This window comes from Pedobacter sp. SAFR-022 (assembly GCF_051965375.1).
Taxonomy (GTDB): Bacteria; Bacteroidota; Bacteroidia; order Sphingobacteriales; family Sphingobacteriaceae; genus Pedobacter.
On record NZ_JBQCME010000005.1, the window covers coordinates 101,159 to 116,948 of the forward strand.

Here is a 15,790-nt window from a genome sequence, read left to right on the forward strand (position 1 = left end):
GGCGGCAAGACCCCAAGCAAATACCTCGTCAAGGTTTAATTATTTTCTAATATTGTTGTTTTGTTTTAACAATTAGTAATATATTGGATACTTAACCAAATAAAACGTTCGCCAATATGGCAAGATCCACTGGCCCCGCAGGGGCCGCAAATGGTAAAATATCCAAGATGGTTTTTTACCAACTCAATGGTCAGGAAGTTATCCGTGGCCTCGGCAGTAAAAAGAAAATCAAATCGAAGAACGTACTGGCACAGAACAACAGCATGAAACTGCTGATGGCCTTCTTCAACAAGATCAAGCCTTTTATTAAAGCCGGCTTTAAAAACAAATCCGCAGGTACGATCCACAACTACCATAACCTGGCGACCGCTTATAACCGTATGCATGCGGTGACCTTTGAAGGGCAACAACCGGTAATCCTTTACAATAAAGTATTGCTGAGCCAGGGTACTGCCCTTTTACCCAAGCAGCCGAATGTTGCCAGGGATCCTGAAGGCCTCCGGTTTAACTGGGACATTGAACCGGAACTGCCCTGGTCCACAAACCAGGATCAGGTGATGCTGCTGGCCTGGTTTCCAGAGATCAGCGAAGCGCTGTTCAGCACCGCCGGGGCGCATCGCAGCACAGGTACAGACCTGCTGCCCTTACCTCCATCCTATCGGGCTATGGCCGCGGAAACCTACATCGCCTTTGTATCCGAAGATCGTGAAAGTGTGTCAAATAGTGTCTACCTGGGTAGCATTACCCAGAACTGAGGGTCAAACCATGGGAAAAAACCGTTGGACCTATAAAAGGCCGCCCGCCTGGAAAAGAAATGAGCCGACTTTCACACAAACCGCATGCACCCGGATCCTGCAATTGAACCGCTGGAGCAATGTTGCAGTCGATGAGCTTTTTCGCCTGGGTGGTGTGGATCTCAGGAACCCCGAACTTCCTTTCATTGACAGACTGGGCTACGACACCATTGTGAAAACAAAAAACCAGGAGATTGAACACCTGGAAAGTTTCGGCATACAACTATTTGCAAATAAATTACCAGTCTGGAGACCAGCTGACCTATAATGTACCTATGGAAAAAAATATGACGGTACTGGACACCACAGTACTTCCCCTGCCTGGCAGGGAAGGAAAACAGGCAATGCTGCAAATTATTACGCGCTGCACGGCACTGGATCAGCTGAATTCCAATTACCACTATACGGTTGTAAAAGCGAACGCTGCACCCAGGCCCTGCTGGTTGAATGCGGAAGAGTTGCCGGTACAAATTAAACCCGCAAGATCAGATAAAGGTGTGGAAATGGTTTTTACCTTGTTTCAGGTGTATCATGGAAGCGAGCCAAACGGCGTGGTCTTTCAGCGCATGGAATTCAGCTGCCGGGAGTTGCCCTGCGACGCTGACACACTTTTCCGCCTGCAATTGGAGCCGCAAACCAACAATGAGATCCTCATAGGCATCCAGACTGCCTGGATGGACAATTTAAACAGCTTTAAACAGGCACATGATCCCGTAAGCTATGTAAACTAAGGATTTAACCATTTTAAGAATCTCCGTGTGAAAATCCGTGTAGCAAGCTGTTCATTACATTACTGGCAATGAAGTTGTATCTTGCCCGCAATCAGGAATGAAAGATGTCCTGAGAGTAATGGACGGACTTTATGAACAGAAACAATTACGCATTAATCATGGCGGGCGGCGTTGGTAGCCGCTTCTGGCCGGTTAGCAGAACTGCACATCCGAAACAATTCATTGACTTCTTCGGCGTCGGAAAAACGCTGATTCAAAGTACTTATGAGCGATTTTTAAAAACCTGCCCGCCTGAAAACATATTCATCGTGACCAACGAGATCTATGTGGATCTGATCAGGGAACAACTCCCTGCCATGCAGGATAACCAGATCCTGGCAGAACCCATGATGCGCAATACCGCAGCCTGCATCGCTTACGGCGCCATGAAAATTGCCGCCATCAATCCGGAGGCCGTAGTAATCGTTGCACCTTCCGACCATACGATTGCCAACCAGGATGCTTTCATCGACGCAATTGACCAATGTTTGCAGGCGGCTGCATCCAATGATGTGCTCGTTACCCTGGGCATTAAGCCGAGTCGCCCCGATACGGGATATGGTTATATCCAGTTTACAGCCGATAGTCTCGAAGGAGACGAGCAGATCCATAAGGTGAAACTATTTACCGAAAAACCTAATCGCGAACTGGCACAGACATTCATTCAAAGTGGCGATTTTCTATGGAATGCCGGCATTTTCATCTGGTCTGCAAAGGCCATAGCCAACGCTTTCCGCAAACACCTGCCGGATATGCATGAGATCTTTGATCAAGGGGCTACCGCCTACAATACCGGGCTGGAAAAAGAATTTATCGCAAGGGCTTACCAGCAGTGCACCAATATTTCCATCGACTTCGGCATCATGGAAAAAGCAGAGAATGTTTATGTGCTGCCAGCTGACTTCGGCTGGTCTGACCTTGGAACCTGGTCTTCCATCTACGATATGGCGGAAAAGGATTATGTCGGTAACGCGGTGATCCCCTCCGAGCAGGTCATGATGTTCGATTCCTCCAATTGTATGGTGAATGTTCCGGAAGAAAAGCTGGTGATCTTACAGGGTCTACACAATTACATCGTTGTCGAATCCAATAACACGCTGATGATTTGCCCGAGAGCGGAAGAACAAAGCGTTAAACAGATCGTCGCGGACGTAAAATCTAAATTTGGGGAACGTTTTATATAAGCCCTATTGGCGCTATTCGCCATAATTGTCAAACTTTTTATTCTGGTCCTTTGTTCCTTTAGCAACAAAAAATTGGACCATGTCAGATAATAAGAACATACAGGACGGCCGCGACCGCAGCCGGGTTAATGGAAATGAAAGTTATGAACTGTCTTACCTCGAAGAAAAACTTGGGGTAAGCCGGGAGCAGGTACGTGCCGCGATTGAAGCCGTTGGCAACAAACGCGAGGATGTAGAGGCTTGGCTGAAAAAGCAGCAATGAGAAAAACTGTGCGTTTACTCGAATCTACACAGGCAATTTCTCATAATGCGGACAGAAGCTATGGAACATTTCCCCCGGTGAATACTTTGCCTAATTTTATAACAGCGAATTTAACCAACGCTTTGTTTAATCACGCTCGTTATGAGAATTCTAATTACCGGAAACATGGGCTATGTAGGCCCGGGGACCCTGGCCCAACTACGCCGCGTTTACCCGAACGCAGAACTGATCGGCTATGATACCGGCGCTTTTGCGCATGCGCTGACCAATGCAGGCTTTTTGCCGGAACGGAACCTTGATGCCCAACATTTTGGCGATGTCCGCAACATCCCCTCCAGCCTGCTTGAAGGCGTAAACGTAATCATACATCTTGCAAAAGGTGCACCTGAAGCTTTTCCGGAAATTAATGCCTTGAACACCATCCGGCTTGCAGAGATGGCTAAACAAGCTGGTGTAGAACATTTTATTGATCCTTATGGCCCGGGGGACATCGAGGTTTCGAGCAAGCTGCAAGCATTGGCTGATGCGAATTTCGAGGTAACCATGCTGCAGTTCGGTATCGCTTGCGGCATGACCGACCGCCTTCGTTTGGATCTGCTGCTCAACGAGTTTGTATTTCAAGCAATCACCGATGGGCGGATCCTGGTTCCCGGTGACGCTAATACCTGTATCAGCCTGATCCACGTGAAAGATCTGGCCAGGGTGATCACCTGGGCGGTGAACCGCAAGCAGGTAAGTGATGAACCATTTTTAAACATCCAGGCTGGTGCTGCCAACTGGACCTTCCGCCGCAGCGAACTTGCGGATATCGTCGCAGAACTCATCCCGGGCAGCCTGGTGATCTGCTCCGCTGTTCCACAGGAGCGATGCATACCGCCGTACGACTATAGCCTGTTCCAACAGCTTGCCCCGGCACAGCAACCACGTTATACTTTAAAACAAACCATACTGGAACTTTACGCCGGACTGCTGGAAATGGGCATAGGCCATGGTGCCTTTGATCCCGCAGTATTCAGGCGTATTGATCCGATCAGCAGCCTCGAAGAGGCTTAAACAATATTAACGCTCCAATCCTGGTCCACCGAACAGGGTTTTAAACAAAAAACCGGCTCAAAGGCCGGTTTTCTTTTATCGTTTCAGCAGGTCCCAGATCCATGGGAACAAGGTCTTCAACCACATCTTTACCTTTTCACGGAAAACGTGCTTCGGAAAGTGTCTTTGGTAATATTTCATGTAATTATCATAGGAAAGACCTTTCACACTGTACATAAAGGCAATACGCTCCTTTAGAGTAGATTCACCTTTAGACAGCCACTTTTTACCGTGATCATTTTCACAGATGCCCAATACCATCGACGTGATCATTACCGGGATGTTATGTTTACGTGCCGTAAGGGTGTACTCGAAATCGGCAAAGCCATGTTTGTAGGCATCAGTAAGCACTCCGATCTTTTCAACCACGGGGTGACTCACCAGCATAATGTTGGCATTACCAAGGTCAATCGCCTGCGGACTTACGCCATTCGGGGTAAGCAGGGTTGCCTTCGGTGCTCCAGGCTTCAGCAATTTGCGGCCACCATAGGAGATGCTTCTGTCCTCAGCCGAGCTATAGGTACTGCCAACCAGGATAATCTCCGCATTGTTCAGCATCGCCAGATCATGTTCGAAAACATCAAACAGCTCCGGAAAGATCAGGGTATCATCATTCAGCAACAAATAGTAGTCGTAAGCAGTGTCGGAAGCAATGGCTGCTTTCCAGGCGGTATTGCTGCCAGCTGCCCAGAAAAGTGAACCATCCGCTACAATAATATGTACTGCCGGGAAATGTTCCGCAACAGCTTCTTTGGTGCCATCGGTACTTCCATCATCAACCAGGTAAACATCAAAATTCAGGTCTTCAGGCAGACTGCAGGCATGCAGTGCCCTTAAACAACTCAGTGTCTTGGCTTTCCTGTTGTGACAGGTGAGCAACACGGCAATTTTCTTCATTATTCTTTTTTGAGACAATATTGTTTTTTATTATAAATCAACTGCCACATATCAAGTAGCGAGCCGATTTTGTATCAAATTTGAAAATTTATTTCAAAAGCGCCGTTTATTTATCGTGATGTTATTGTTAACTGTTGTTTTAACGCGGATTCGGTACAGGAATTGTACTTCGAGGATCATACATTTGAAATAAAAATATTCCTTCTTAATGCCAGAACAGCCACTCGTTTCCATCATTATTCCTGTTTATAACCGCGCAGACCGTGTAGCGGCAACGCTCGACAGCCTGATTGCGCAAACCTATACCCATTTCGAGATCATTCTGGTCGACGACGGCTCTACAGACCGCTCGGCAGAAGTGATCGCCCCTTACCTGAATACCAGGATCAAATACTACAAACAGCAGAATGCGGGTGCTCCGGCAGCAAGAAACTATGGCTTTAGCCTGGCAAATGGGGAACTCATCGTGTTCTTCGACTCCGACGACCTGATGCTTCCGAGCAGGCTGGAAGAACAGGTCAAAGCCATGGTCAGCCAACAGGCCCAGGCCTGCGCCGCGGGTTTTTACGTCAACATGATCGGCGGTCAGCAGTACCTGCCTGTCTTACCGGGCAAAGAACCCATCATGGACCTGTTCATCAAACGTAAGGTGCTCGGGAGTACACAAAGCTGGATGTTCTCCAAAGCAATGGTTGCCGCAGTAAATGGCTTCGATCTTTCGCTAAGCTGTCGCCAGGATATTGACCTGACCTTCCGCATCTTGCAGCAAAATCCCACAGTTGCCCTGCTACCAAAACCACTATCCCTCTTTATAGATCATGAAGGTGGCGAACGCATCATGAATAACTGGAACAGCCTGAAACACCTCGGCTCCAAGGAACGCTACCACCATAAAGTACTGAACTATCTGGCAACACAAAATCGCGGGGATCTCCTGCCAAAAGCATTGGACTACTATTACTGGGATGTTCTACCAGCCTACGTAAAAAGAAAAGAATACGGGAAAGCGGCAACACTATATAGTGCGGCACTAAAATATTCGAAAGCTTTGAATGTTGGAAGCCGCCTGAAGGTGCTGGCAGAAGCGTCGAAGTCGCTGATGCACTGGTTTGCAAGCGGACTGAAGAATTAAACCCTATGCGGAAGGGCAGCTTTATATAATGAGGTTTCGGGAATGCTGAGCCACCACTCGTGATCCCCGAAACCTTTTTGGTAATTTATAAAGAACAATTCTATAAACCTTTCTACCTAAGGTTTTACTAAAGTTAAACAACTTTAAAATAAAAAGGTTGTATTATTTTTGAAATAAAGAAATATTTTGACGAAGCCAGCGTTTTAATCTGCTAACTTTCAATCAGATGCCGCCAGGTTAAGCTGCTGGTTAACGGCTTCAAACAACTCATCAATATCAAAGGGCTTCAGAATAACCTCGTCCGCGCAGACATCTTTAACCTGAGCTGCCTTCGGATGCGTTGAAAGCACTATTACAGGGATATCCTTGGTTGCTTCCTGCTGATTCAGCTGCACACAAAGGGCGGTACCCTCCTCGGTAACACGGATCACATCCAATATGATCACATCCGGCCTTGCCTTAAGGATTGCTGACAGTGTATCTTCAAATGGTGATGCCGTAAGAACGCGTAATCCTTTTTCTTCCAAAAGCAGTGTCAGCAGCTCCAGTAGCGATGGATCTTTCTCAACGACGAATATTGTCCCTTTCATGGATTTGTTTTTCAGGAGGTTAAAATCCGGACAAAGATAAGATATTCACAGTTTCAGACAGCCCTTTCTCAAATCTTTACAACAGTTGAACAAATTAAGGTTAGGGACTACTTTTCGGAAATTAATATGCCGCTTTAAACCCCTTTCTGGGCCCATAAGCTTATCTTTGTGCCATGCAAACACCAGCAATATACAGCCTGATCTATATGAGTGTTGCAACCAAGGGATTAAAACAGGAGGAAATTGATGCAATCGTGGCGCAGTCCAGGTTCAATAATAAACTTGATGACATTACCGGTTGCCTGGCCTATATTGAAGGCCAATCCAGTCAGGAACGGCACCGTAAATTCATCCAGGTGCTCGAAGGTGAAGAACATAAGCTGGTTGATCTTTTTCAGCGGATCCAAAAGGACCGGCGACACACCAATGTGACGCTGGTAGTACATGGCCCCATTAAAACCCGGAACTTTAATTCTTGGGAAATGGGGTTTGAAAAGATAAACCTGGATCTTAGCCCATCCTTCAGCGGCTTTTTTGAATTAGATCCAGAGGTACTCGCGACAAAAGAAGATATCAATAATCACATGTTACTAGACTTTATGAAGTCGTTTTGTAAAGCCATGTAAAGCCGTCCAAGCTTTTCACCTGAACGGCGCTTTTCTGATCGTCAAAATTTACTGCGCAGATGGTGGCGGCACTTTGGTGCCCCAGCTTTCATTCGGCTGATTACCCATGGTAAATACCAGCTTACCACCTTTCATCAGTTCATCACGGTATAACCAACAATTATCTAAGGGTCTGCCATTAAACTCGGCCGACTGCACATATACATTTTCCGCCGCATTGTTATTGGTTTGTATCGACAAATACTGCCCATTACCGAGCTTGATTTCCGCTTTATCAAATAGCGGGCTGCCGAGTTGAATAATCGGCCTCGCATCTGTCAATCCTTTTACGTCAAAAAGGCCTAAGGCATTCATCACATACCAGGACCCCAATTGGCCTTGATCTTCGTCCTGCCCATAGCCATAGCCATGTATGGGATCCGTACCGTAGAAGTCGCGCCCAATGAGACGGGTCCATTTTTGCGTTAACCAGGGTTTACCAGAGAAATTAAAAAGCCAGCTGATATGTAAGTTGGGTTGATTACCGTGATTATAAATGGCATTGATCCCGGCGAAAGCATCAATGGTCTTGCCACCGCCGAAGGCCAGTTGCTCCGAAACCTTGAAGATGCTGTCCAGGCGTTGATTGAATTGATCTTTCCCAATCGCATCTATCAGGCCCGCGGGGTTCTGAGGTACATAAAAGGTGTATTGAACAGCATTACCTTCCTGAAAACCGCGCCATGGCTGATAAGGGTCAAACTTGTCCACAAATTGACCATTAGCCATTTTCGGTTGCATGAGCTTATTTGCCGGATTCAGCAAAGCACGCCAGCCATTAGAATATTTCAGCAGCTGCTGGTAGTCTTCATTTTTCCCCATCACTTTGGCCATCTGTGCGGTTGCAAATGCGCTGAAACTATATTCCAAAGTATGCGATCCAGAGAAATTCGAGCCTGTAGAGTCAGTTACAAAATCGCGCCCGGTTTGTTCCAGATGTGGCACATAGCCATGTTCCAGGAACGCTCTGGTATCCATCTTACCGGAGCCGATGATCCGGCCTTTATAGTTCAGGTCATTTGCTTTAACAGCTTCGTAGGCCAGGTTAACATCGTAATTGCGAATACCGGAATTATAGGCCGCAGCAATGGCCAGTCCGACGAAGTTGGTACCCACACCCGAGACATACTGGCTATTGGCGATACCATCACCAAACCAGCCCCGGTCCTTATACAACTGTAACTGTGTATTCACGAAACTACCGTACCATTCGGGGTAACTCAGTGCCCAAAGTTGGGTGATGTTCCAGTAGCCACCCCAAATCGCATCCGTGTTGATGAATTCGGCTTTCATGTCCTTTCCAGACTGCGCAGGAAGCTGCCCAATGGTACCCTGGTGTTTTGGGTAGGCACCATTCACATCGCTGGCGATACCCCTGCCCAGCAAGGCATGGAACAGTCCCGTATAGAATTTTTTCTTATCTGCTTCATTGCGACCTGTCACGGCAATTTTGCTCAGTTCCTGCTGCCAGCTTTCCTGTGCCGCGGCCTTGGCCTTTTCGAAGGTTAAACCTGTAGCTTCGGCCACAAAGTTGCCCTTAGCATTTTCAATGGAGGTGTAAGATAAACCTGTTTTAACTTCAATCACTTCCTGATCGCTGGTTTGATAGTTCAGCACCAGTCCGGCTCCAACACCTTTTGCAGCATTCGTGTTTGGCCTGACCTCAGCCGCAGTAAATGACGTTACATTCGCAGGTTTTTTGCTGATCTCTCCATAGAAGAACATGGCCACTTTACCTTCAGGGTCGTAGATCTTAACATATTTTGGGTAGGTATATACATAGCCTTCAAAGTGCGTATCGTCTATCATCCTGATGCTTGCATCCGTTACATCACTGCTTTCGCCCTGTTTATTACCAATATCCAGAATGATGTGCGACTGCGCATTTGCAGGAAAGCGGTAGCGCTGGAAGCCTACTCGCCTGGTCGCCGTGAGTTCGGCGGTAATGCCATAATCCTCCAGCAACACCTTATAATAACCAGGTTCAGCCTGCTCCTGCTTACGGTCGAACTTCGACCGGTAGCCGCTGTTGGTATCTTCCAGTTTTCCGGGTTTCACTTTCAGTTCACCTGTTGTTGGCATATAACTTACACCACCCACCTGCCATTCGTGAAAGTGTACAAACCCTTCTATGGAGTTTTGACGCGTATCATAACCTACCGCCTCCCAACCGGACTCGTTGCCATAATGTCCATTGGTTGAAGGAGCAAGTTTCGCCATGCCGTAAGGCACTGCCGCAGGGGTATAAAAGAACCAGCGGCTATGTGCTGTGCCAATATTAGGATCAACATATTTCAGAAAATTTTCACGTTTGACGTTACAGGAAGCAAGCGCAAACAGTAATAGGACAAGGATGGGTTTAAATGTTGTTTTCATAATTTCCAATCTATGGCAACAAGCCAATTTAGTTTTTATTTGTATGCTTCCAATGGTTCTCAATGTCTTCCAAAGAACGTCCCTTGGTTTCGGGTATCACTTTCCAGGTCAGCCATAATGCCGGAGAGCAGCAAATTGCGAACAACCAGAAGGTCCAGGAAGAACCCAGCCCCTCCAGCATAACGGGCGTGAGTTGTCCAACCAGAAAATTTCCCACCCACAATGACAAGGTTGCCAGTGCCATGGCTTTACCCCTGATGGCATTTGGAAAGATCTCTCCGATAACTACCCAGCAAACCGGTCCAAAAGAAAAAGCAAAGCAGGCTATGAAGGCCAGGATGAATAAGAGGATCCATGGCCCTGATGTAATCCCAAGTGCGAATAAAGCACCGATGATAATCAATGAGGCAACCGCACCGCCGATGCCGACAAACAACAGTGGCCTTCTACCCCATTTGTCGACGGTGAATATGGCTACAAAGGTAAATACGACATTGACCAGACCGATCGTCACCTGCCCGCCGAGCGCGCTGTTCAGGGTGAATCCTGCCTGCTCGAGTATGCGGGGTCCGTAGTAGATAACCGCATTGATGCCGCAGACCTGTGACAGGAAGGGCAACAGCAAACCGATCCATAAAGCTTTGCGGTAAACCGGGGTAAAAAGGGCTGCGAGTGGAGTGTCCTTATCATCCCCCTGCATTTTAAAAGCTTCTACTTCACGCTTTGCGGCTTCAGGACCATCAATTTTAACCAAAATGGCTGCAGCTTTCTGCTCCTGCCCGGTTAACAGCAGCCACCTTGGGGATTCGGGCACCAAAAACAGACAGATCAGGAAGATGGCCGCCGGTAAAGCCCCCAGGCCGAGCATGGCACGCCAGACTTCCGTAGAAAAGATTTTGGTCATGCTCTCCGTTGCGTAAACTGAACTCGCATGATCCGCAAGATAAGCGTTCGAAAAGTAAGCCAGTACAATACCAATTGTTAAAGCCAGCTGGTAAAGCGACACCATCATGCCCCTTAAACGGGAGGGTGCAAATTCAGAGATGTATAATGGTGATACCATGGAAGCCACACCGATTCCCAATCCCCCGATCAAACGGAAAATGATCAGTATGGAAAAGGTCTCCGCGTACATACAGCCAAGGGCAGAAGCTAAAAACAGGATTGCTGATAGGATCAGTACAATTTTGCGCCCGTACTTGTCACTGAGCTTACCCGAGAAACTCACCCCGATAATACAGCCCAGTAAGGCACAGCTTACAAACCAGCCTTCACTAACCGGGTTAAGGCTAAAGTCATTTTTCACCAGGCTGATCGTGCCAGATATTACGGCTGTATCAAATCCAAATAGGAAACCACCTAAAGCAGCGACAAGGCATACCAGGTATAGGTAAGAACTGCTTTTTTGGGGTGTTAGGCTGTTGTTGCTTAAAGTGTTCATCTTTGCTTACTTTAAAAATGCTTTGATCACCTTAGCGCGGCCTGTACCCAGATTTGTTAATTGATAGGATCCTGCCGCAGCCGGAATCACGAAGGTCTCCGCGTAAGCATATTGCTGAATGCTGCCCTCTGCTGTTTGAATACTTACCGCATCTCCTTCAACGAGCATTAAAACTTGACAGCTGTCTTCCGTCTGTACGCTGATCTGCTGGTCAAATTCCAAACGGTGCACATCATAGAAATGCTCCGGATGTGTAGGCAGGTGCAGGATCTGCCAGTCCTCGCCTTCTGCAAGCAGCGCCTGCTTAGAGATCAGTTCCTGTGGTACCTTTTCACCTTTGCGCTCAAAATCCAGGTTATTAAAGGCATGTTCAATATTTATAGGTCTCGGATTTCCATCCAGGTCGAGCCTCACCCAATCGTACATCTTGAAGGTGAATATGTATGGCGTGGCACTGATTTCAAGCACTAAATTGCCCGCTCCAGCGCTATGCACCGTGCCGTTTGGTATTAGAAAAAAGTCATGCTTTTCCGCTTCGAACGATTGCACATACTTGTCTACCGCAATCTCTTCTCCCTTTTCCTGGCTTTCTTCTAGGATTGCTTTAAAGGTTTCGGGCTCGATGTCGTCCTGAAAACCCAGGTAAACTCTTGCATCTTTTTCGCAGTCCAGAATATAATAGGTCTCATCCTGGGTAATCTGCTCACCAAAGTGCTCCTGAATATATTTTAGACTGGGATGGCATTGGATGGATAAATTGCCCCCTCTTACCGTATCCAGAAAGTCAAAGCGGATTGGAAACTGGTCACCATAAATTCCGGCATGCTTACCAAGCATTTGCTGCTGATTATGGAACATCAGCATATCGAAAGAAACTTCCAGTAAGTTGCCGTCGCTTTCGAACACCAAACCATTTTCAGGTGAAATCAATTCAAAAGACCAGGCATAATTCACAACATCGGTATTCAAGCCGCTGATGCGCTCCTTGATCCATTGCCCACCCCAGGCCCCCGGTTCGAACCAAGGTCTGGCGCGAATAACGGACTGACTGAGTTGATCCAGCGCCGAAGCAAGGTCCGACTGATACATCCAGTTGATGGTGTCGGGCCATTGGCCGTCTGCGACCACATTCATTTTATTTAAAATTGACTTTTTATGCTCATTCAGCAGCACCCAGTCTACAAAGAAGGCCCGCTTGTACATTTGAAAGGGCTGTACAAACTGCGTTGCACCCAGGTTATTTACTGCTCCTGCGCGCATCCGAAACTGAAACTCATTTTTAGGGAGATCGATATATAGGATTGCGGCATCCCAATTGGCCAATGCAGCCGCAGGGCCGATGATGATATTGACCTCTGCAGTGTGATCGGGCAATTGCGCCTTTAGTGCTTCAATCTGGTATAAGTCCGGCAGGCTTAAAGTACATTTGCTACCCCATACCGCGTCTTCTACACCAAGGAAAGGCGCAATCATCGAATCGATTTCGGCACTTGACTTTAAAAAATCCTCCGTTTTGATCCAATTTGCACGGCGTCCCTGTGCATTGAGGCAGCTATTGATGGCCTCCTGTACTTTATCCCAGAATACACCAACATAACCGTCAATAAGCACGTTCTGCTGATCCACAATCCACTTCGTTAAGGATTCATAGCCACTGAAGATTTTGTCCCTACCCAGATCAGCGGAAGGATAAATATTATACCCATCCTTTACATTATGGGGCTTATCTAATTGGGAAGGCATGAGGAACTGCGCTGTTTTACGTAGTTCGGCACTGGTCTGAGCTGGGTTGGCTTTTAGATCTGAAGTCATGATTTTATTTATGCGTGTACATATTATTTTTAATTCGTGCTTGTTAAAGGCTGCCGACATATTGAACAAAATGTACAATCTTCAACACCTTATATGTACAAACATATACATTTGTTTAGATAAACAATATGTTATTAAAGATTAAATTCGACAACCAATAGTGTCTAAAATACACTAACATAGGCGTTTTCACGTCCTTATATGTACATACATATGTGTATTAAAGGAATTATTATACTTTTGTGTATAATCATGACCATGCGCTACAGTATAGATCACAAAAGTCCCGTTCCGCTACATGTTCAGGCAGAGAACCTGCTCAGGCAACTTATTACAGAGGAGCAATACCAGAATGGGAAGAACATCCCGAATGAAGTGGAGTTGGCTGAGCGACTGGGGATTTCGAGAACTACGCTTAGAATAGCGATCAACAAACTGGTATTTGAGGGTTTGCTCATCCGTAAAAAACGAGCAGGAACGAAGGTTGCCCCAGGTGCCGTAAGCTCCAAATCAAATAACTGGCTGAGTTTTTCACAGGAGATGAAATTGAGGGGAATCCCGATCAAGAACTTTGAACTACATGTTACCTGGGAACTGCCGGACAAGAACCTGATGATCTTCTTTAATATCCGGTCCGATGAGCCGGTCTTGAAAATGGAGCGGGTGCGCGGTCGGCCAGAGGAGCCATTTGTTTATTTCGCCTCATACTTCCATCCCAGAGTGGGCCTTAGCCCCGACGACGACTTTAAACGCCCCTTGTATGAGTTACTGGAACAGGAACATGGTGTGATCGCAACTTTATCAAAGGAAGAGATCAGCGCCATTGGTGCAGACGCGTTCATTGCGGAAAAACTACAGGTTCCAGCCGGCAGCCCGATTCTTTTCCGCAAGCGTTTTGTGTACGATCAGCTGGAGCGACCCATTGAGTTTAACGTAGGTCACTACAAAGCGGACAGCTTTATTTATACGGTAGAGAGTACAAGGTAGCTCAAATGACGCAGCCTCCACACCTTGCGCATATTTACTATAAACCTTTATTCAATCATTAGCGATATAGCAATGTATAGGCTTGAGCAACTTCAGTAGTTGTAATGAGAAATTCTATGTTGAAAACGGCCTTGCACTGACCCAGGGTCTTAAAAATTAACAGCTGAACAGAAAGGTTTACAACTGAAAAGGATGTTCACTAAGTGCTTCAGGACTTACGACTTGCGTATTGTAGCACGAGAAGATTATACCTGTGCAATAATTTCACAACTTTCTCGCAATATGCTTATATTGCGGCTTGTTCATAACGATCTCATATGGATTTCCCAACCTATAAAGTCTTTTTTAAGGCAGTACTGGATAGTGCAAAAAGCCTTCCACCCTACAACAATCCCGACTATCACAACTATACCAAGCTGAACTGGTCCAGGCAACGCCGTTGGCTCAGCGTTGGCGAGCTGGATGACACCCTGGTGCAACACCTGAAGCAGCTTGATAAGCCCCAGCAATGGATCGTGATCACCGAACCCTGGTGTGGCGATGCGGCACATATCCTGCCTTTTTTGTACATGCTTAGTGAGCAAAATCCATTGATCAAACTCGATATACAGCTCCGTGATTCGGAGCCCTTTCTGATCGAACAATACCTGACCCGCAATGCGAAGTCCATCCCCAAGTTTGTGATCCGTGATGGCAGCAATAAAGATCTGCTGGTTTGGGGGCCAAGGCCGGAGCAATGCCAGGTGCTTTATGACCGGCTAAAGGCTGAACATGCCAGCGATGAGGAAATCAAACTTCAGTTACAATGGTGGTATAATGAAGATAAAGGCCAGAGCCTGCAAAAGGAATTATTCCAGGCCATGAACGGGAAGTTCTAGCCCCTTGCATATTTTTGTTGTTTTTATTTAAACTTAGTGCAGGAATTCCCGTTAATACATTACAAAAGAAAACATGGAAAGGGTTATACAGATTGTTGAAGATGATGCAGACATCAGGTTTATTGTAGAATATGTACTCGAAGATGCTAGCTATACCGTGGAAACCTTTGAAAATGCGAAAGCCTTTTTAAACCGGAGCAACAAAGAAAACGTTCATCTGGTGATCATGGATGTGATGTTGCCTGATGGCAGTGGCATCGACCTTAGTAAATCCCTTAAACAAGCTTCTGATACCAGCACCATTCCGGTTATTATCATGTCTGCGCATGCGCCTTCAGATATCGCGCTCTCGGAAGGTGCCGCCGACGGATTTATACAGAAACCTTTCGACATTGATCACTTTGTAAATCAGGTTAACGCCTTTATCAAGGCTAAAGGATAAATACCTGCTGCCGCATACAGATATTTAATATCTTTGCCGGCAAATGATCCGCCGCATTATTGCTTTTACGTTACTGCTTGCACTGTTAAGTTCCATCTTATCCAAGCTCTTTGTTTACGCGGAATTCAAATCCAATCAGGCTTATATCGCTGCTACCCTTTGTGAAAACCGGGATCGCCCGGAACTGAACTGCGAGGGAAAGTGTTATCTGATGAAGAAACTGAAGGATGCGGAAGACAAAGAAAAGAAGCAGGAAAACCAGACACAGAAAAAAGCATCCGTAGACCTGTTCTTCCTGAACGAAACGGCTGCCCCTGCCCTGGTCATCACCGTTCCGGCGAAAAAGAAACCTTCCATCCAGAAGTTTGAACTGCCGGAATTCAACCGCGAAATCGCCCACCCACCCAGTCTATCCTGTTAAAATTTTCTGCGCCAGCGACCGGCTTTGTTTTTCAAAGCCCCGGTTCC

At 46.7% G+C, this 15,790-nt stretch carries 17 protein-coding genes; 12 read left to right on the forward strand and 5 right to left on the reverse strand.

What is annotated here, in order from left to right; translation table 11 throughout:
• Positions 1–116 precede the first annotated feature (116 nt).
• From ACTHQF_RS13085 to ACTHQF_RS13110, 6 genes are all read left to right on the forward strand, one after another.
• On the forward strand, positions 117–755 hold the full coding sequence (locus tag ACTHQF_RS13085) for a DUF6266 family protein (protein WP_440430679.1): 639 nt from the start codon (positions 117–119) through the stop codon (positions 753–755).
• A gap of 10 nt (positions 756–765) precedes the next feature.
• The gene (locus tag ACTHQF_RS13090) at positions 766–1,062 is read left to right on the forward strand and encodes a hypothetical protein (protein ID WP_440430681.1); all 297 of its coding nucleotides are present in this window, start codon (positions 766–768) and stop codon (positions 1,060–1,062) included.
• 7 nt (positions 1,063–1,069) lie between these two features.
• Entirely contained in the window at positions 1,070–1,525 is a 456-nt protein-coding gene (locus ACTHQF_RS13095) for a hypothetical protein (RefSeq protein ID WP_440430683.1), read from the forward strand.
• A gap of 131 nt (positions 1,526–1,656) precedes the next feature.
• Positions 1,657–2,748 carry a mannose-1-phosphate guanylyltransferase gene (locus ACTHQF_RS13100; RefSeq protein WP_440430685.1) on the forward strand — a complete coding sequence of 364 codons (1,092 nt, stop codon included), beginning with the start codon at positions 1,657–1,659 and terminating at the stop codon, positions 2,746–2,748.
• Between the two features lie 79 nt (positions 2,749–2,827).
• Positions 2,828–3,010, forward strand: coding sequence for a DUF3606 domain-containing protein (locus ACTHQF_RS13105; protein WP_440430687.1), 183 nt, complete (start codon positions 2,828–2,830; stop codon positions 3,008–3,010).
• A 141-nt stretch (positions 3,011–3,151) separates the two neighbouring features.
• Positions 3,152–4,063 carry an NAD-dependent epimerase/dehydratase family protein gene (locus tag ACTHQF_RS13110; RefSeq protein WP_440430689.1) on the forward strand — a complete coding sequence of 304 codons (912 nt, stop codon included), beginning with the start codon at positions 3,152–3,154 and terminating at the stop codon, positions 4,061–4,063.
• Between the two features lie 75 nt (positions 4,064–4,138).
• On the opposite strand, the gene ACTHQF_RS13115 is transcribed toward ACTHQF_RS13110, so the two are convergent.
• Positions 4,139–4,999, reverse strand: a complete 861-nt coding sequence (locus ACTHQF_RS13115; RefSeq protein ID WP_440430691.1) for a glycosyltransferase family 2 protein — start codon at positions 4,997–4,999, stop codon at positions 4,139–4,141.
• A gap of 208 nt (positions 5,000–5,207) precedes the next feature.
• On the opposite strand from ACTHQF_RS13115, the gene ACTHQF_RS13120 reads away from it, so the two are divergent.
• Entirely contained in the window at positions 5,208–6,131 is a 924-nt protein-coding gene (locus ACTHQF_RS13120; protein WP_440430693.1) for a glycosyltransferase family 2 protein, read from the forward strand.
• A gap of 218 nt (positions 6,132–6,349) precedes the next feature.
• Here ACTHQF_RS13120 and ACTHQF_RS13125 read toward each other — a convergent pair whose 3' ends face one another.
• Positions 6,350–6,721: a response regulator gene (locus tag ACTHQF_RS13125; RefSeq protein WP_440430695.1), complete on the reverse strand. Its 372-nt coding sequence runs from the start codon at positions 6,719–6,721 to the stop codon at positions 6,350–6,352.
• 173 nt (positions 6,722–6,894) lie between these two features.
• Between ACTHQF_RS13125 and ACTHQF_RS13130 the strand changes: the two genes are divergently transcribed.
• Positions 6,895–7,347 (forward strand): BLUF domain-containing protein, encoded by a 453-nt coding sequence (locus tag ACTHQF_RS13130; protein ID WP_440430697.1) that lies wholly within the window; start codon positions 6,895–6,897, stop codon positions 7,345–7,347.
• Positions 7,348–7,395: 48 nt separating this feature from the next.
• On the opposite strand, the gene ACTHQF_RS13135 is transcribed toward ACTHQF_RS13130, so the two are convergent.
• From ACTHQF_RS13135 to ACTHQF_RS13145, 3 genes are read right to left on the reverse strand one after another with little or no spacing between them, the layout of a single operon-like run.
• A complete protein-coding gene (locus ACTHQF_RS13135; protein WP_440430699.1) occupies positions 7,396–9,762 on the reverse strand; it encodes a GH92 family glycosyl hydrolase in 2,367 nt (788 codons plus the stop codon).
• A gap of 28 nt (positions 9,763–9,790) precedes the next feature.
• The gene (locus ACTHQF_RS13140; RefSeq protein WP_440430701.1) at positions 9,791–11,203 is read right to left on the reverse strand and encodes a sugar porter family MFS transporter; all 1,413 of its coding nucleotides are present in this window, start codon (positions 11,201–11,203) and stop codon (positions 9,791–9,793) included.
• Between the two features lie 6 nt (positions 11,204–11,209).
• Positions 11,210–13,015 carry a class I mannose-6-phosphate isomerase gene (locus ACTHQF_RS13145; protein WP_440430703.1) on the reverse strand — a complete coding sequence of 602 codons (1,806 nt, stop codon included), beginning with the start codon at positions 13,013–13,015 and terminating at the stop codon, positions 11,210–11,212.
• A 258-nt stretch (positions 13,016–13,273) separates the two neighbouring features.
• Between ACTHQF_RS13145 and ACTHQF_RS13150 the strand changes: the two genes are divergently transcribed.
• From ACTHQF_RS13150 to ACTHQF_RS13165, 4 genes are all read left to right on the forward strand, one after another.
• On the forward strand, positions 13,274–14,002 hold the full coding sequence (locus tag ACTHQF_RS13150) for a GntR family transcriptional regulator (protein ID WP_440430705.1): 729 nt from the start codon (positions 13,274–13,276) through the stop codon (positions 14,000–14,002).
• Positions 14,003–14,319: 317 nt separating this feature from the next.
• Positions 14,320–14,880 (forward strand): thioredoxin family protein, encoded by a 561-nt coding sequence (locus tag ACTHQF_RS13155; protein ID WP_440430707.1) that lies wholly within the window; start codon positions 14,320–14,322, stop codon positions 14,878–14,880.
• Between the two features lie 73 nt (positions 14,881–14,953).
• On the forward strand, positions 14,954–15,322 hold the full coding sequence (locus ACTHQF_RS13160; protein WP_440430709.1) for a response regulator: 369 nt from the start codon (positions 14,954–14,956) through the stop codon (positions 15,320–15,322).
• 43 nt (positions 15,323–15,365) lie between these two features.
• The gene (locus tag ACTHQF_RS13165; RefSeq protein WP_440430711.1) at positions 15,366–15,743 is read left to right on the forward strand and encodes a hypothetical protein; all 378 of its coding nucleotides are present in this window, start codon (positions 15,366–15,368) and stop codon (positions 15,741–15,743) included.
• Positions 15,744–15,790: the final 47 nt, after the last annotated feature.